The organism is Sphingopyxis alaskensis RB2256 (assembly GCF_000013985.1).
Taxonomy (GTDB): Bacteria; Pseudomonadota; Alphaproteobacteria; order Sphingomonadales; family Sphingomonadaceae; genus Sphingopyxis; species Sphingopyxis alaskensis.
This window is the reverse complement of record NC_008048.1, coordinates 3072778-3088451: the sequence shown is the minus strand read 5'-3', so window position 1 is coordinate 3088451 and position 15674 is coordinate 3072778. Positions and strand designations below refer to the sequence as shown.

Below are 15674 nucleotides of genomic sequence, written 5' to 3'. Positions count from 1 at the left end.
CGCCTATAACCGCATTGCCCGCCGGATGGCGATATTTATCGCGCCGCGCCGTCGCGCACCGGCCAAAAGGCCCAGGCGATCGCGAGCAGCGAGACGATCAGGAAGACGCTATATTCCATCCCGTTGCGCCCGCCGCCGACGACGAACCAGCCCGCGGGCATGTGGACGAGGAACATGCCCAAGGTCAGGATGAAGGCATGGCCGAGCGCGGCGAGGCTGGTCCAGCGGCGCGCGAGCATCAGCGCGGGGCCGACGAGCTCGTAAAGCGTCACCGCCATTGCCCAGCCATAGCCATAAGGAAAGCCGAGGCTGTCGAGCCAGGTGCCGAAGGGAACGACGAGATCGGCCGCCAGCCGATAAACGCCGTGGATCAGGATGAGCAGCGCGACGGTGATCCGCAATATGTCGAGCACCCGTTCGGCACGGTCTGCCGGTGCCTGCGACCCCGATAGCAGCATCGTCCTTTTCCCTTTCTTCCCCTGAAAACCCTATCCCGTCCGGAACCCGTGCGTGATCGGATAGCGCCGGTCGCGACCGAAGTTGCGCGTCGATAATTTGACCCCCGGCGGCGCCTGGCGGCGCTTGTACTCGGCGATGGCGAGCAGCCGTTCGATCCGCGCCACCGCGTCGCGGTCGAAGCCGTGGCGCGCCACGACATCGTCAACGCCCGCTTCCTCCTCGACGAGCATATGGAGCATCCGGTCGAGATCCTCATAGGGCGGCAGGCTGTCCTGATCCTTCTGGTCGGGGCGCAGCTCGGCGCTCGGCGGCTTGGTGATGATCGTATCGGGCATCACGGGGGCAACCGGGTTGCGCGACAGCCGCGGCACATGTTCATTGCGCCATTTCGCGAGCGCAAAGACCGTCATCTTGTATGCGTCCTTCAGCGGATTATAGCCGCCCGCCATGTCGCCATAGATGGTCGCATAGCCGACGCTCATCTCGCTCTTGTTGCCCGTCGTCAGCAGCATCGGGCCGAACTTGTTGCTGAGCGCCATCAACGTCACGCCGCGGATGCGCGACTGGACATTTTCCTCGGTGATGTCGACCTCGGCATCGGCAAAGCTGCCCGCGAGCATCTGATCGAAGGCCTCCACGGCGGGCACGATGGGAATCGTGTCGAGCCGGCATCCGATCATCCGCGCGCAGCCAGCCGCGTCATCGAGGCTTGCCTGGCTGGTGAAGCGGCTCGGCAGCATCACGCACCAGACCTTGTCGGGGCCCAGCGCGTCGGCGGCGATCGCCGCGCAGATCGCCGAATCGATCCCGCCCGACAGGCCGAGCACGACGCCGGGGAAGCGGTTGCGTGTCACATAGTCGCGCAAGCTGAGGATCATCGCGCTGTAGATGTCGGCGGGGTGCGCCTCCCATTCGGCGATCGCCCCCGCGTCGCAGGCCCAACCCGCCGCGCCCTTCGTCCAGCGCGTCACCCGCTCCTCCGCTTCCCAGTCGGTCAGGCGGTGCGCGGCGGTGCCGTCGCCGTTCAGCACGAAGGAGCAGCCATCGAACACCAGCTCGTCCTGTCCGCCGATGCGGTTGAGAAAGATCAGCGGCAATCCGGTTTCGGCGACGCGGCGCGCGAACACCTGCGAGAGCCGCCGCTCGTCCTTGTCGATTTCATAGGGACTGCCGTTGACCGAGATCAGCAGTTCGGCGCCCTGCGCGGCGAGATGCGCGCTCACCTTCGGCAGCCAGCCATCCTCGCAGATCGGCAGGCCCAGCTTCACCCCGCGCCATTCGACGATGTCGGGCAGCGGGCCGGGTGCGAAGACGCGCTTTTCGTCGAAGGTGCCGTAATTGGGCAGTTCATGCTTGCGCCGCACCGCGACCACCCGCCCGCCGTCGAGCAGCGCGACGATATTATAGAGGCTGCCGTCAGCGTCGCGCTCGACCGATCCCACCAGCATCGCCGGGCCGCCATCGGCGGTGTCGGCGGCCAGTTCGGCGAGCAGCGTTGCGGCGCGCTCCGCCAGCGCGGGTTTCAGCACCAGATCCTCGGGCGGATAGCCAATCAATTGCAGCTCGGGATAAAGGATCAGGTCGGCATCGCGGTGCCGCGCGCGAACGCTGCGCATCGCATCGGCATTGGCGGCGAGGTCGCCGACCGCCTGGGTCATCTGGGAAAGCACGATGGTCAGCGTTGCAGCGGCGTCGGTCATGGGGGCGAGACTTAGCCCCGGCGCAGGCGATTGCAACGACCAAGCAGATAGGGAGCGCGACGACGCAGTCAAATGCGCCGGCGACGGGGACCGATCGCCTCCTTTAACCCCTTCCCCTCATGGCCATCGCTGGCTAAGGGGCGCGCAATCCCATCCGCCGCGAAAGGGCCCTGCACCCCATGAAACTCATCTCCGGCAACAGCAACCTGCCGCTGGCCCGCGCGATCGCCGATTATCTCGAGCTGCCGCTGACCGACACCAGCGTGCGCCGCTTCGCCGACGAAGAGGTTTTCGTCGAAATCCACGAAAATGTCCGCGGGCAGGATGTTTTCGTCGTTCAGCCGACCAATTTCCCCGCGAACGACAATCTGATGGAATTGCTCATCATCAACGACGCGCTGCGCCGCGCGTCGGCGAAGCGCATCACCGCGGTCGTTCCCTATTTCGGCTATGCGCGGCAGGATCGCAAACCCGGCCCGCGCACGCCGATCTCGGCAAAGCTGGTCGCGAACCTCATCACCACCTCGGGCGCCGACCGCGTGCTCGCGATCGACCTGCACGCCGGGCAGATCCAGGGCTTCTTCGACATCCCGACCGACAATCTCTATGCCGCGCCGGTGATGAGCGCCGACATCCAGGCGCGCTTCGGCGACAAGAATCTGATGGTCGTGTCGCCCGACGTCGGCGGCGTCGTGCGCGCCCGCGCGCTCGCCAAGCGGCTCGACAACGCGCCGCTCGCCATCGTCGACAAGCGCCGCGAGCGCGCGGGCGAATCGGAAGTGATGAACATCATCGGCGACGTCGCGGGTCGCTTCTGCATCCTCATCGACGATATCGTCGATTCGGCGGGAACGCTGTGCAATGCCGCCGGGGCGCTGAAGGCCGCAGGCGCCGAAGGCGTCGTCGCCTATTGCACCCATGGCGTGCTGTCGGGCGGCGCCGTCGCCCGCGTCAATGCGAGCGAGCTCACCGAACTCGTCATCACCGATTCGATCCAGCCGACCGACGCGGTGAACGACAGCGCCAAGGTTCGCACGCTTACCGTCGCGCCGCTGCTCGGCGAGGCGATCAAGCGGATTGCCGACGAAACGAGCGTCTCCTCGCTCTTTGACTGAAAGCCGCGACGGGGACGGGAAAAATGCTGCGCAGGCTGGCGGCGCGAACCCGGCTGCGCTAGCGCAACGTCATGTCGATCGTGTCAGACCTTGCACTCGCCAACCGCCTCGCCGACGCCGCCGGCGACGCGATCCGTCCGTTCTTTCGCGCCCGCTGGGCGCACGAAGCGAAGGCCGACGCCTCGCCGGTGACCGAGGCCGACCGCGCCGCCGAAGCCGCGATGCGCCGCCTGCTCGATGCCGAAGCGCCGCGCGATGGCATCATTGGCGAGGAATATGGGGCCGAGCGCCCCGAAGCGGCACGGCAATGGGTGCTCGACCCGATCGACGGCACGGTGAGCTTCATGGCCGGGCGCCCGATCTTCGGCACGCTGATCGCGCTTCTGCAGGACGGCTGGCCGCTCATCGGGATCATCGACCAGCCGATCACCGGCGAGCGCTGGGTCGGCGCGACGGGACATCCGACGCTGTTGGGCGGCAAACCCGCGACGACGCGCGCCTGCCGCAGTCTGTCCGACGCGGTGCTCGCGACCACCGGTCCGCAATATTTCAGCGATCATGACGGCGAGCATTTCATGGCGCTCGCCGCAAAGACGGCGCACAAGCGGATGGTCTTCGGCGGCGACTGCTATAATTATGGCCTGCTCAGCTCGGGTCACATCGACCTGGTCGTCGAGGCGGGGCTCAAGCTCCACGACTTTGCCGCGCTCGTGCCCATCGTCGAAGGCGCGGGGGGCACGATGTGCGACTGGAACGGCGATCCGCTGAATAGCGACAGCGCGGGCCATGTCATCGCGCTCGGCGATCCGGCGCGGCTCGAGGATGTGATCGAAGGGCTCGCCTGCGATCATTGAGAGGCGCGCTTACAATGCTTGCATTTCCCGGCGAATCCGCATAAGCGCGCGCCTTCCGATTGTGTCGGCTGGCTGAAAGGGCTGCCAGGCCGGCACCAGAACGGACTTCAAAGGAGACCAAAATGCCCAAGCTGAAGACCAAGAGCGGTGTGAAGAAACGCTTCAAATTCACCGCCTCGGGCAAGGTGAAGCACGGCGTTGCCGGCAAGCGCCACCGCCTGATTTCGCATAACTCAAAATATATCCGCACCAACCGCGGCACCAGCGTGCTCAGCGAAGCGGATGCGGCTCATGTGCGCCTCTGGGCGCCCTATGGCCTGAAGTAAGGAGCGCCAAACATGTCACGCATCAAACGCGGCACGACGACGCGCGCCAAGCACAAGCGGATTCTGGACCAGGCGAAGGGCTATTATGGCCGTCGCAAGAATACGATCCGCATCGCCAGGCAGGCGGTGGAAAAGGCCGGCCAATATGCCTATCGCGACCGCAAGGTAAAGAAGCGGAGCTTCCGCGCCCTGTGGATCCAGCGCATCAACGCCGCGGTCCGCGCCGAAGGCCTCACCTATTCGCAGTTCATGCACGGGGTGAAGCTCGCCGGAATCGAACTCGACCGCAAGGTCATGGCCGACCTTGCCATGAACGAAGGCGGCGTGTTCACCGCGATCGTCGCGCAGGCGAAGGCGGCGCTGCCCAAGGCGGCCTGACGGTTTGTCCAAAGCAAAAGCCAAAGGGCGGTCCCGTCGGGGCCGCCCTTTTTCATTGCCGGTCGACAGGATCGCCGACCTTGGCGGATCGCGCCGCGCGTCGGACACATAAAAGATGCCCCGGCTGTGGGGGCCGGGGCATCCGATCAGGCTATTTAAGGGACCAACCGAATATAGCCTGAAGCTGTTTGTCCGAACTTAGCGGAGCAGGTTCATCACGCCCTGCGTGCTCTGGTTCGCCTGGGCAAGCATCGCGGTCGATGCCTGGGCAAGGATGCCAGCGGCGGCGAGGTTCGTCGATTCGACCGAGAAGTCGGCATCCTCGATCCGCGACTTCGATTCTGCCAGATTCGTGACGGTCGACGTCAAATTATCGACGGCCGAGGTCAGGCGGTTCTGCTGGGCACCAAGGTTGGCGCGCTGCGTCGCGACCGTCTGGATCGCCGTGTCGAGCGTTGCCAGCGCGCCCGACGCGCCCGCCGCAGTCGAAATGTCGAGCGTGCCGACGCCGAGCGCGGTGGCCTGCATATCGGCGATCGTGATGTTCACGACGTCGCCGGAATTGATGCCCGTCTGGATATCGAAACCGGTGGCGGCACTGCCGTCGAGCAGCACATTGCCGTTGAACTCGGTGCGCGTTGCGATGTCGCCGATCTGCGAGATCAGGGCGGTGACTTCGGTCTGGAGCGCCGCGCGATCGGTCGTCCCGTTGGTGCCGTTCGCCGACTGAACCGCCAGTTCGCGCATACGGACGAGAATGTCCGAAATGCTGCCGGCGGCGCTGTCGGCGGTCTGCGCCAGCGAAATGCCGTCGTTGGCGTTGCGGATCGCCTGGGTCAGGCCGCGCGCGGTCGCGTCCATGCGGGTCGCGATGGCGAGGCCGGCGGCATCGTCTTTCGCAGCGTTGATGCGCTTGCCGCTCGACAGGCGTTCCATCGCCTGCGACTGCATTTGGCTCGCGACACGCGAATTATTCTGGGCGCGCAGCGCGCTCACATTGGTGTTGATGACAGTCATCTTAGTTCCTTTCCGGCCTCGACGGCCATTCCCGTGATGTGAGGGCTCAGGGAGCGGTCACGGAAAGCAGTAACGGCGGCACGCGGCGCGGCTTAAGCGCGTCCTGTCAAAAAAACGCCGGACGCCGCTGTCGGCGATCCGCAATCAGCATCAATACACTGAAATATATAGATTATTAATTCTGGCACGAGCTTTGCATTCTTCTTTGGGCGTGCGGCGCAAGGCCGCGCATCAGGACGGATGAAGAAGCAATGAGCACGATTGACCAGAGCCGGCTGTTGCAGATGCGCAGTTCGATCCTCAATCAGAATCAGGCGCTGCAACGCGCCGCGGGGCGGGGCGGGATCGACGGCGGCGCAGGCGCTGTCGACGGCAGCGCGGGCGCTCCCGATTTCGGCGCCGCGATCAACCATGCGCTGCAACAGGTCAACGCCCAGCAAGCAAAGGCGAGCGAAATCAGCGAAGCCTATGAGCGCGGCGACACGCACGACATCGTCAGCGTGATGATCGAGCGGCAGAAGGCCTCGCTCGGTTTCGAAACGACGCTGCAGGTCCGCAACAAGCTGCTCTCCGCCTATCGCGACATCATGAACATGCCGGTGTAACCCATGGCCGACGCGCAAACCCTGACCCCCGTCGATACCAGCGGCGCGAACCGCTTGCCCGCCCCCGTCCTCGGCGGCCGCCTCGCGCCGCTCACCCAGTTCGTCCGCCAGCCCGCGGTGCAGCGCGCGCTGCCGGCGATCGCGATGACGGCGGCGATCGGCATCGCCGCGCTCGCTTATTTCACGATGCAGACGGCGCCACAGGCGCAACTCTTCGCCGGGCTCGACGACGCCGACAAGGCGGCGGTCGCCGAGGCTTTGCAGGCGCAGGGCATCGGCCACAGCATCGATGGCACGACCGGCGCGCTCACCGTCGATGCCGACAAGCTGCATCAGGCGCGCATCGCGCTCGCCGGACAGGGCCTGCCCAAGGCGGCGCCGAGCGGCGACAGCCTGATCGCCGCGCTGCCCATGGGGTCGAGCCGCGCGATCGAGGGCGAAGCATTGCGTTCGGCGCGCGAAGCCGACCTGTCGCGCACGATCGAAACGATCGACGCGGTCAAGAGCGCACGCGTCCATATCGCCGCGGCCGAACCCAGCCTGTTCGTGCGCGACGACAAGCCCGCGACCGCATCGGTGATGCTGACGCTGCAGAACGGTCGCGCGCTCGGCGACGGACAGGTGCAGGCGATCCGTTTCCTCGTGGCCTCGTCGGTGCCCGGCATGAACGCCGATCAGGTGTCGGTGATCGACCAGCGCGGCGCGCTGCTGTCCGACACCGCGAGCGGCAGCGACATGAAGGCGTTCCAGTTGCAGTTGCAGGTCGAGGACCGTTTCCGCCGCGCGCTCGACACGCTGCTCGGCCCGATGCTCGGCGCGGGCAATTATACGGTCGAGGTTCATGCCGACGTCGATATGTCCGAAAGCCAGGCGACGCGCGAAAGCTTCCCCGAAAACGACCGCGCGCTGACCAGCGAACAGATCACCCGTTCGGTCAGCGGCACGGCCAACGCTCCGGCGGTCGGAATCCCCGGCGCGCTCGCCAACCAGCCCCCGCAGGCGACGACCATCACCGCCGAGGGGCCGCAGCCCGCACCGGCCAATGCGCCCCTCCCCGGCACCGAAAGCAACGAGAATGCCGCGCGCGCTTACGAGGTCGGGCGCGAGATTTCGGTGACGCACTCACCGCAGGGCAAGCTGCGCCGCGTTTCGGTCGCGGTCGCGCTCAATCAGGGCAAGAAGGCGCTGACGCAGGCCGACCTCGCCAAGATCGACGCGCTCGTCAAAGGCGCGATCGGTTACGACGCCGCGCGCGGCGATATGGTCGCGATCAACCAGCGTCCCTTCGCGCCGGTCGAGGATACGGCCCCCGCCTTCTACGATCAGGGCTGGTTCCTGCCGCTGGTCAAACAGGTCGGCGCGATCCTGGCGGCGCTGCTTGCCTTCCTGTTCATCGGCCGCCCGATGATCCGCGCCGCCAGGCAGCGCGCCGCCGCGCGCCTCGAACAGAATCAGGCGCTGGAGGAAACGCTGCTCGCCGCAACCGATCGCCCCGCGCTCGCCAGCGGCGCGAACAGCCGCGAAATCACGCTCGAAATGATCGAGGCGGCCCCAAGCTATGAAGCGCGCGCCAATCTCGTGCGCGCCTTTGTCCGCCAGGATTCGGCACGCGCCGCGCTCGTCGTGCGCCACCTGATGCAGGAGGGCGCCCGTGCCTGATGCCGCCGAACTCGACGCCGCGCCCCAGAAGCCCGCGATCGACGGATCGGCGGCCGCGGCGATCCTGCTGATGCTGCTCGACGAGAGCGAGGCCGCGACGATCCTGAAGCATCTCGGCCCCGAAGAAGTGCGCCAGCTGGCGAAAGCGATGTTCGACACCGCCAACGCCAGCGAGCAGGAGATCGGACTGGCGCTCGAACAGTTCGTGATGCGCAGCCGCGACGTCAGCGCGCTCGCGATCGGCGCCGACACGCGCATCCGCACGGTGGTGACGCAGGCGGTCGGCAACGTCCGCGCCGACAATATCCTGGCCGCCGTCGCGCCGCAACGCAGCGCCGCCTCGCTCGAAATGCTGCGCTGGATGGACGTCGATGCGATCAGCGCGCTGCTTGCCAGCGAGCATCCGCAGGTCGGCGCGCTCATTCTCTCGGTGCTCGTCCCCGACGTCGCCGCGCGCGCGATCGAGACGCTCGACGAAGTTCTGCAGGCCGATCTCGTGCTGCGCGCCGCAATGCTGACCTCTGTCCCGGCCGCCGCGATCGAGGATCTGGAGGCGGTGCTCGCGAGCGCCAATGTCGACGGCCAGCGCGTCGCCAAGCAGGCGATCGGCGGGCCAAGCGACGTCGCCAAGATCATGAAGAAGATGCCGAAGCAGCTCAGCGAACGCACGCTGCGTTCGCTCAAGAAGCACGACCGCATCCTCGCGCAGACGATCGAGGAAGAGATGTTCATCTTCGAAAATCTCCGCGACCTCGACAAGAAGAGCCTCAGCAGCGTGCTGCGCTCGGTCGATGCGGCACAGCTCGCGATCGCACTCAAGGGCGCCGACGAGGATATGGTCGACATGTGCCTCGCCACCATGTCGCAGCGCGCCGCCGAAACCATCCGCGACGAGATGGCCGAAATGACGATGGTCAAGCGCGCCGACGTCGAGGATGCGCAAAAGAGCGTGATGCAGATCGTCCGCCAGATGGCGGCGAATGGCGAAATCATGATCGCGGGCGGGGGCGACGATTATGTCTGACCTCGCCGCCGAAACGGGCTTTGCCCCTGTCAGCCTGGCCGACGCGATGGCGCGGCGCAGCGGCTTTCGCCCGCTGTCCTTCGCCCGCGCCGCTGAAACCACGGCGCCCGCGCCCGAACCGTCGGCCGATGACAGCGAGGACGATCCCTTCGCGCGCGGCCTCGCCGAAGGACAGCGTATCGCCGAAGCGGCCCACACCGCCGAACGGCACCAGCTGCTCGCGCTGCTTGCGAGCGCCGAGGCGTTGCAGGACGAGCCGAGCGAGGAACTGGCGCAGCTGATCGCCGAAACGGTCGAGCGGCTGGTGCGCCAGATCGTCGCCGCCGCCCCGATCGACGCCGAATGGCTGCGTCGGCAGGCCGAAACCGCTGCGGCATTGGTCGCCGACGCCGACAAGGCGCGCACCCTGTGGGTGCATCCCGACGATGCCGCGCTGCTCGCCGATTGCCCGCTGACGCTCGCCGTCCAGAGCGACCCCGCGATGATGCGCGGCACCATCCGCCTCGAAACCTCGACCGGCTGGATCGAGCATGGCCGCGCCGTCTATCTCGACGAACTGCGCGCCGCGCTCGGCGAAGGCACCGCCACATGACGCGCCGCCTCACCCTGTCGGCCCAGCAGTTGCTCGGCGGCATCGACCTCGCCGACGCCAGCCCGCGCCGCATCGGCACGCTCGTCGCGCACGAGGGGATCATGCTCGAAGTGTCGGGCTTCCCCCAGCCGCTCGGCAGCAATGTCCGCATCCGGTCGGCCGACAACGACTATGTCTATGGCGAGGTCGTCGGCTTTCGCGGCCACCGCAGCCTTGTCCTGCCCTTCGACACCAACAAGCCGCTCGTCACCGGTGCCCCCGTCGAGCCGCACGGCGCCTCGTCGATGGTGCCCGTCGGCAAGGCGCTGCTCGGCCGCATCATGGACGCGCAGGGCAACCCGCTCGACGGCCGCCCGGCGATCAAATCGCAGTTCCAGTGGCCGCTCGCCGGGCGCAAGGTCAATCCGCTCCGCCGCGGCCGCGTCACGCGCGCGCTCAACATGGGCGTGCGCGCGATCAACGGCCTGCTCACCGTCGGCGAGGGCCAGCGCGTCGCGATCATCGCGGGGTCGGGCGTCGGCAAGTCGGTGCTGATGGGTCAGATGATCGCCGGTACCGAATGCGACGTCATCGTCGTCGGCCTGATCGGCGAGCGCAGCCGCGAGGTCAGCGATTTCGTCGAAACCAAACTGCCCCCCGACGTGCGCAAGAAATCGGTCGTCGTCGCGGTTCCCGCCGATCACCCGCCCTTGCTCCGCCTGCGCGCCGCGATGCGCGCGACCGCGATCGCAGAGGCCTTTCGCGCCGAGGGCAAGAAGGTGCTGTTGCTGATCGACAGCCTGACGCGCGTTGCCCATGCACAGCGCGAGATCGGCCTCACCCTGGGCGAGCCGCCGACGATGAAGGGCTATCCGCCGTCGGTCTTCGCGCTCATCCCGTCGCTGTGCGAACGCGCGGGCATCGACAAGGCGACCGGCGGCTCGGTCACCGCGCTCTACACCGTGCTCGCCGACGGCGGCGACATCGACGACCCGGTCGTCGACAGCGCGCGCGCGATCGTCGACGGCCATATCATCCTGTCGCGCCAGCTCGCCGAACAGGGCGTCTATCCCGCGATCGACGTCGCACGCTCGCTGTCGCGCACGATGGCCGATTCGGTCGATGCCGACCATGCCGCCGCCGCCGCGCGCTTTCGCCAGCTCTGGTCGCTCTATGAGGAGAATCGCGACCTGATGCTGATGGGCGCCTATGTCGCGGGCGCCGACCCCATACTCGACGAAGCGATCGCGCGCCGCGCCGACCAGCTCGCCTTTGTTTCGCAACCTGCCAGGGCGCAGGTCGATTTCGACACCTCCCGCCAAACGCTGATCGAAGGATATTCCGCATGACCGCCCGCCCCGCACGCCGCAAACGCATCATCCGCGTGCGCTCCGTCGAACATCAGCTCGCCGAGGCCAATCTGGCCCGCGCCAATGGCGAACTTGCGAACCTCGTCGAGCTTGCGCGGCGGCTCGAAACGCTGCGCAGCGACCTCGCGATGGCGAAGGGCGCGGTCGCGGGCCGCGCGCTCAACACCATCGGCGAACTCGCGATGCGGCTCGACCTCGCGCAGGAGAATCTGGCCGCACCGCTTTGCAATGCGAGCGCGCGCCGCGACCAGATGGGGGCGCTGGCGCAGCGCGCGATGGCCAAGGAAGAATCGGCCGTGCGCCTTTACGAAAAGAGCCGCAAGTCGGCCGAAGCCGAGCAGGAACGCCGCAACGACGCCAACCGCCCGCACCGCCCGCGTGTCGGCATGCGGCTGCGCCTGATCGAAGGCGGCGCGGCATGATGAACGCCCCCGCCCTTCCCGCGGCGTCCGGCGCGATGCCCGCAGGCTTTGCCGCCTTCCTCGCCAATATCGGGCAGGTTGCGCACGATGGCGACGCCGCCGGGTTCGGCCAGCTGCTTGCCGCAGCGCCGGTTCCGCTGCTCCCCACGGCAACGGGCGCGCCCGCCGCAGCGGCCGCCCCGCCCGCAACGGTGATCAAGACCGACGCGGTGCCGGTTGCCGACACCGGCCCCGACGCCGCCGAGCTGCCCGTCGCACCGACGTCGGACACAGCCGCGGTTACGCTCGAAACATCGCCCGCCAAGTCCACCCCCGACGCAGGCGATGCAGCCGCGCTCGCCGCGACCCTGCTCGTCGCGCTCAGTGGCGCGCGTACCGGCCCCGCGCATGGCGCGAACAAGCCGACGGACACCGACACAGCGCCCGATGTCGAGCACCCCGGCGGGGCGCCCGCGGCACCTGCCATCGAAAACTGGGCGACGATCGTTGCCGCGGTCCTTCCCGACACCGCGCGCGCCGGCGAACCCAAGCCCGCGAAGCCCGAAACCGCCAAGCCGCACGCCGCCGCATCCGGTATCAACACGCCGGGCGCCGCTCCGGACAAAGCCGCTACCGATATGCGGGGACTGCTGCCCGGCATCCTCGCTGCCGCATCGCCGCCGACCCGCGACACGGTCATGTCCGCCCTTCCGCTTGCCTCCGACCCGCCCGTCGCCCGCGTGGCCGAGGCCGCCCCCGCGATGACGGTGTTGTTCACTCAGGCAGCAGCCCTCACCGCCGCCGCGCCGCTCGACGCCGCCGCCCCCGCGACGATCGCCGAGCGCGTGCTCGACATGGAGAGCGACGGCGCGTGGATCGATCAGCTGGCGCGCGACATCGCCGCGACCAAATCGGACAGCGGCGACATCAGCTTTCGCCTGATGCCGCGCCACCTCGGCCGCCTCGACGTCGCGATGCGGATGGAGGGCGAGGGCATGTCGCTGAAGATGGATACCCAGCACGAAGCGACCGCGACGATCGTCACCGCCGCGCAGGGCCGCCTCGTCGACGAACTGCGCCAGCAGGGCGTGCGCGTCGTGGGCGCCGAAGTCACGCATACGCCGGGCGAGACCGGGCGCCAGTCGCAGGGCCAGAACCAGGGCCGCGCCGCCACACCCGACACCGCCCACCTCATCGAAACCGCCACCGAGCGCGCCGAGCAGCATGACGAGGAGCGCGCGGCGAACCGCCGCGGCCGCTTCGCCTGACCAGAAAGGGTTCCGCCATGACCAAGGACAAGACCGAAACCGAGCCCAAGAAGAAGGGCAAGTTCAAGAAGCTGCTGCTGGTTGGCGTGGCCGCGGTCGCGCTGATCGGCGCGGGCGCGGGCGCGGGCATCTATTTCGGTGCATTGTCGGCGCACGAGGCCAAGCCCGAGGATCATTATCCCAAGCTCGTCCTTCGCAGCACCGATGCGCCCGAACCCGCCGCCGAGGGCGAAGACAAGGAAGCGCCGCTGAAGGTCGGCACCGTGTCGGTGCCCAACGACCGCTTCAAGGTCGATCCGCGCAAATATGAAATCACCTATTATCCGATCAGCGACAGTTTCACGACGAACCTCGCCGACGGATCGGGCTTCCTTCAGGTGGGTATCAGCCTTTCGACCTTCTATGACGGCAAGGTTATCAATAATATCAAACGGCAGGCGGTGCCCATCCGCTCGGTCGTGCTTATGGTCCTCGCCGAACAGGATCCGGCCTCGCTCTCCACATCGCAGGGGAAACAGCGGCTGCAACGCCAGTTGACCGCCGCGATCAACGATGTGCTGCGCGAGAAGGAAGGATTTGGGGGTATCGACAATGTCTATTTCACGAGCCTGGTGATCCAGTGACCGCCAGTGCCAAAAGCGTCAAGGCGGTGAAGGCCCCCGCCGCGCGCGCCGCCGAGCCTGCGGACGGCAAGGCATCGCTGCTGCTGCGCCGCGCCGCCGCGAGCTATGCTTTCCCCGCGCTCGAAAGCGTCGCGAACCAGTTCGCACGCAGCTTGCGCGATCTCGTCCGCGCACTCGGCGCGCCGGGAGTGCAGGTCGAACGCTCGGGCGCCGAACAGCTGAGCTTTGCCGAATGGAGCGGCGCCGCAGCACCCGCGATCTTCTGGCGCTATCACGCGCCGCCGCTCAAGGGGCCGCTGCTGATCGCCGCGGCGCGGCCGCTGCTCCTCCAGCTCGTCGACATCTTCTATGGCGGGCGAGGCCAGCTTGGCGGCGAGCGCGAGGAACTGACCGACGCAGAGGACCGTTTTGCCGCGCGCCTCGGCCGCGACATCGGGATGCAGATCGCCGCCGCGTGGCGCGACAAGCTGGTCATCGAGCCCGAGCTCGACTGCGTCACCGGCGATCCCGCCAAGCTCGCCGCGGTGCGTGCCGACGACGAATTGTTCGTTCAGCGCTTCACGCTGCGCGGCGCGCCGCTCGACGGGCGCACGATCGCCTGCGCCTATCCGGTCGCGGCGCTGCGCGGAATCGCGGGCGACGAACTGCTGCCCGACATGCAGGGCGGAAACGGCGGCGACCCGGCGTGGACGGGCGCGCTCGACAAGGCGCTGCGCGGCGTCCGCCTGCCCGTCCGTTCGGTGCTCGCGCGGCCCGAAATCAGCCTCGTCAAGCTCCTCGCGCTCGAGGTCGGCGACATCATCCCGCTGTCGATGCCGCGCCATGTGCCGGTGACGGTCGCCGGGCGCAGCTTCGCTTTCGGAAGCATCGGCGAAGCCAATGGCAACGCCGCCATCCTGATTGACCATATCGAAAAAGGACCCGACCATGACTGACGTAGCCGACGCGCCAAAGGCGGCGCGCGCCGACCGGCGCGACAAGAGCATCGCCGCCGCGCCCAATTTCGACCTGCTCGCCGGCGTTTCACTGCGCGTGTCGGTCGAGGTCGGGTCGACCTCGATGACGCTCGCCGAACTGCTTGCGCTGGGCGAAGGCAGCGTGATCGAGCTTGATCGCGCCGCGACCGACCTGCTCGACATCTATGCCAATGGCACATTGATCGCGAAGGGCGAGATCGTCAGCGTCGATGGCCGCTACGGCATCCAGGTCGCCGAAGTCGTCGCGCCCGCGCGCGGCCTCGAAGGTTTCGAGCGGAGAGCCTGATGCTCGAATATATCCTTCGCTTGGCTCTCCTGCTGCCGCTGGTCGGGGCGATGGCGTGGGGCAGCCTGTGGCTGTGGAAGCGCGTCCAGATGGGCGTGCCGCTCGTCGGCGGCAATGCGAAGCCGCGTGCGGTCGAGATGGTCGATGTGCTGCCGCTCGGCCCCGGATCGAAACTCGCGGTCGTCGAGTTCGCCGGGCAGCGCATCCTCGTCGCCGTGTCACGGAACGGCATCACGCGGATCGCCGACGACGCGCAGGGGGATTTCCATGTCGATTGACGGCCGCTTCTGGCTGCGCGCCGCGGCGCTGACTGGCGGGGCAGGGCTGCTTTGCGCCGCGACGCCGGCGTTCGCGCAGGCCGCCGACGGGCTCAGCCGCGCGGTGAACGAGATCGGCGGCGACGGACGGCCGCTGAGCCTGTCGCTCCAGATCCTCGTCCTGATGAGCCTCTTGACGGTGCTGCCGTCGCTGCTGCTCATGATGACCAGCTTCACGCGCATCATCATCGTGCTGTCGATCCTGCGCCACGCGCTCGGGCTGCAACAGACGCCGCCCAACCAGGTGCTCGTGGGTCTCAGCCTCTTTCTCTCGCTCTTCGTGATGCAGCCCGTCATCAGCGAAGTGAACCGCGTCGCGATCGAACCTTATGGCCAGGAACAGATCGACATCGGCGAGGCGGTGTCGCGTTCGGGCGACGCGCTCCACGGCTTCATGATGAAACAGACGCGCAAGACCGACCTGATGATGTTCGCGAAGATCGCCAGGGCGCCGGCCTATGCCAGCCCCAAGGACGTGCCCTTTTCGATCCTGCTTCCCGCCTTTGTCACCAGCGAGCTCAAGACCGCCTTCCAGATCGGCTTCCTCATCTTCCTGCCCTTTCTCGTCATCGACCTGATCGTCGCCTCGGCGCTGATGTCCTTGGGTATGATGATGCTGTCGCCGACGATCATCTCGATGCCCTTCAAGCTGCTGCTTTTCGTTCTCGTCGACGGCTGGGCGCTGACGATGGGTTCGCTCGCCGCCTCCTTCGGAACATAGGGG

19 protein-coding genes are annotated in these 15674 nt (G+C 67.4%); 16 read left to right on the top strand and 3 right to left on the bottom strand.

Features of this window, described 5'->3' with window-relative positions:
• Positions 1 to 35: 35 nt before the first annotated feature.
• Positions 36 to 458, bottom strand: coding sequence for a DoxX family protein (locus SALA_RS16540; protein WP_011543213.1), 423 nt, complete (start codon positions 456 to 458; stop codon positions 36 to 38).
• A gap of 30 nt (positions 459 to 488) precedes the next feature.
• Complete coding sequence (locus tag SALA_RS14970; protein WP_011543212.1) at positions 489 to 2159, bottom strand: NAD+ synthase; 1671 nt, start codon at positions 2157 to 2159, stop codon at positions 489 to 491.
• Between the two features lie 179 nt (positions 2160 to 2338).
• Between SALA_RS14970 and SALA_RS14965 the strand changes: the two genes are divergently transcribed.
• The 4 genes from SALA_RS14965 (at position 2339) to rplT (ending at position 4832) form a co-directional block, all read left to right on the top strand.
• The gene (locus tag SALA_RS14965; RefSeq protein ID WP_011543211.1) at positions 2339 to 3274 is read left to right on the top strand and encodes a ribose-phosphate pyrophosphokinase; all 936 of its coding nucleotides are present in this window, start codon (positions 2339 to 2341) and stop codon (positions 3272 to 3274) included.
• A gap of 71 nt (positions 3275 to 3345) precedes the next feature.
• Positions 3346 to 4128, top strand: a complete 783-nt coding sequence (gene hisN / locus SALA_RS14960; RefSeq protein ID WP_011543210.1) for a histidinol-phosphatase — start codon at positions 3346 to 3348, stop codon at positions 4126 to 4128.
• A gap of 122 nt (positions 4129 to 4250) precedes the next feature.
• The gene (rpmI, locus tag SALA_RS14955; RefSeq protein ID WP_011543209.1) at positions 4251 to 4454 is read left to right on the top strand and encodes a 50S ribosomal protein L35; all 204 of its coding nucleotides are present in this window, start codon (positions 4251 to 4253) and stop codon (positions 4452 to 4454) included.
• 12 nt (positions 4455 to 4466) lie between these two features.
• A complete protein-coding gene (rplT, locus tag SALA_RS14950) occupies positions 4467 to 4832 on the top strand; it encodes a 50S ribosomal protein L20 (protein ID WP_011543208.1) in 366 nt (121 codons plus the stop codon).
• Between the two features lie 198 nt (positions 4833 to 5030).
• On the opposite strand, the gene SALA_RS14945 is transcribed toward rplT, so the two are convergent.
• A complete protein-coding gene (locus SALA_RS14945) occupies positions 5031 to 5849 on the bottom strand; it encodes a flagellin (RefSeq protein ID WP_011543207.1) in 819 nt (272 codons plus the stop codon).
• A 251-nt stretch (positions 5850 to 6100) separates the two neighbouring features.
• Here SALA_RS14945 and fliE point away from each other — a divergent pair, with 251 nt between their 5' ends.
• Genes fliE through fliP form a run of 12 tightly spaced genes read left to right on the top strand, consistent with a single transcriptional unit; the run spans position 6101 to position 15671 of the window.
• Positions 6101 to 6454, top strand: coding sequence for a flagellar hook-basal body complex protein FliE (fliE, locus tag SALA_RS14940; protein ID WP_011543206.1), 354 nt, complete (start codon positions 6101 to 6103; stop codon positions 6452 to 6454).
• A gap of 3 nt (positions 6455 to 6457) precedes the next feature.
• A complete protein-coding gene (fliF, locus tag SALA_RS14935) occupies positions 6458 to 8113 on the top strand; it encodes a flagellar basal-body MS-ring/collar protein FliF (protein WP_011543205.1) in 1656 nt (551 codons plus the stop codon).
• Positions 8106 to 9137, top strand: a complete 1032-nt coding sequence (gene fliG, locus SALA_RS14930; protein ID WP_011543204.1) for a flagellar motor switch protein FliG — start codon at positions 8106 to 8108, stop codon at positions 9135 to 9137. Before fliF ends, fliG begins: the two co-directional genes overlap by 8 nt.
• Positions 9130 to 9729 carry a FliH/SctL family protein gene (locus tag SALA_RS14925; protein ID WP_011543203.1) on the top strand — a complete coding sequence of 200 codons (600 nt, stop codon included), beginning with the start codon at positions 9130 to 9132 and terminating at the stop codon, positions 9727 to 9729. Before fliG ends, SALA_RS14925 begins: the two co-directional genes overlap by 8 nt.
• The gene (locus SALA_RS14920; protein WP_011543202.1) at positions 9726 to 11057 is read left to right on the top strand and encodes a FliI/YscN family ATPase; all 1332 of its coding nucleotides are present in this window, start codon (positions 9726 to 9728) and stop codon (positions 11055 to 11057) included. Before SALA_RS14925 ends, SALA_RS14920 begins: the two co-directional genes overlap by 4 nt.
• Entirely contained in the window at positions 11054 to 11500 is a 447-nt protein-coding gene (locus SALA_RS14915; protein WP_011543201.1) for a hypothetical protein, read from the top strand. The genes SALA_RS14920 and SALA_RS14915 overlap by 4 nt, the downstream gene beginning before the upstream one ends.
• Entirely contained in the window at positions 11497 to 12747 is a 1251-nt protein-coding gene (locus tag SALA_RS14910) for a flagellar hook-length control protein FliK (protein ID WP_011543200.1), read from the top strand. Before SALA_RS14915 ends, SALA_RS14910 begins: the two co-directional genes overlap by 4 nt.
• A gap of 17 nt (positions 12748 to 12764) precedes the next feature.
• Positions 12765 to 13370, top strand: coding sequence for a flagellar basal body-associated FliL family protein (gene fliL, locus SALA_RS14905; RefSeq protein WP_011543199.1), 606 nt, complete (start codon positions 12765 to 12767; stop codon positions 13368 to 13370).
• Entirely contained in the window at positions 13367 to 14305 is a 939-nt protein-coding gene (locus tag SALA_RS14900; RefSeq protein ID WP_011543198.1) for a FliM/FliN family flagellar motor switch protein, read from the top strand. Before fliL ends, SALA_RS14900 begins: the two co-directional genes overlap by 4 nt.
• The gene (gene fliN, locus SALA_RS14895) at positions 14298 to 14633 is read left to right on the top strand and encodes a flagellar motor switch protein FliN (RefSeq protein WP_011543197.1); all 336 of its coding nucleotides are present in this window, start codon (positions 14298 to 14300) and stop codon (positions 14631 to 14633) included. The genes SALA_RS14900 and fliN overlap by 8 nt, the downstream gene beginning before the upstream one ends.
• Positions 14633 to 14911, top strand: coding sequence for a flagellar biosynthetic protein FliO (locus tag SALA_RS14890; protein WP_011543196.1), 279 nt, complete (start codon positions 14633 to 14635; stop codon positions 14909 to 14911). The genes fliN and SALA_RS14890 overlap by 1 nt, the downstream gene beginning before the upstream one ends.
• A complete protein-coding gene (fliP, locus tag SALA_RS14885) occupies positions 14901 to 15671 on the top strand; it encodes a flagellar type III secretion system pore protein FliP (protein ID WP_011543195.1) in 771 nt (256 codons plus the stop codon). Before SALA_RS14890 ends, fliP begins: the two co-directional genes overlap by 11 nt.
• Positions 15672 to 15674: the final 3 nt, after the last annotated feature.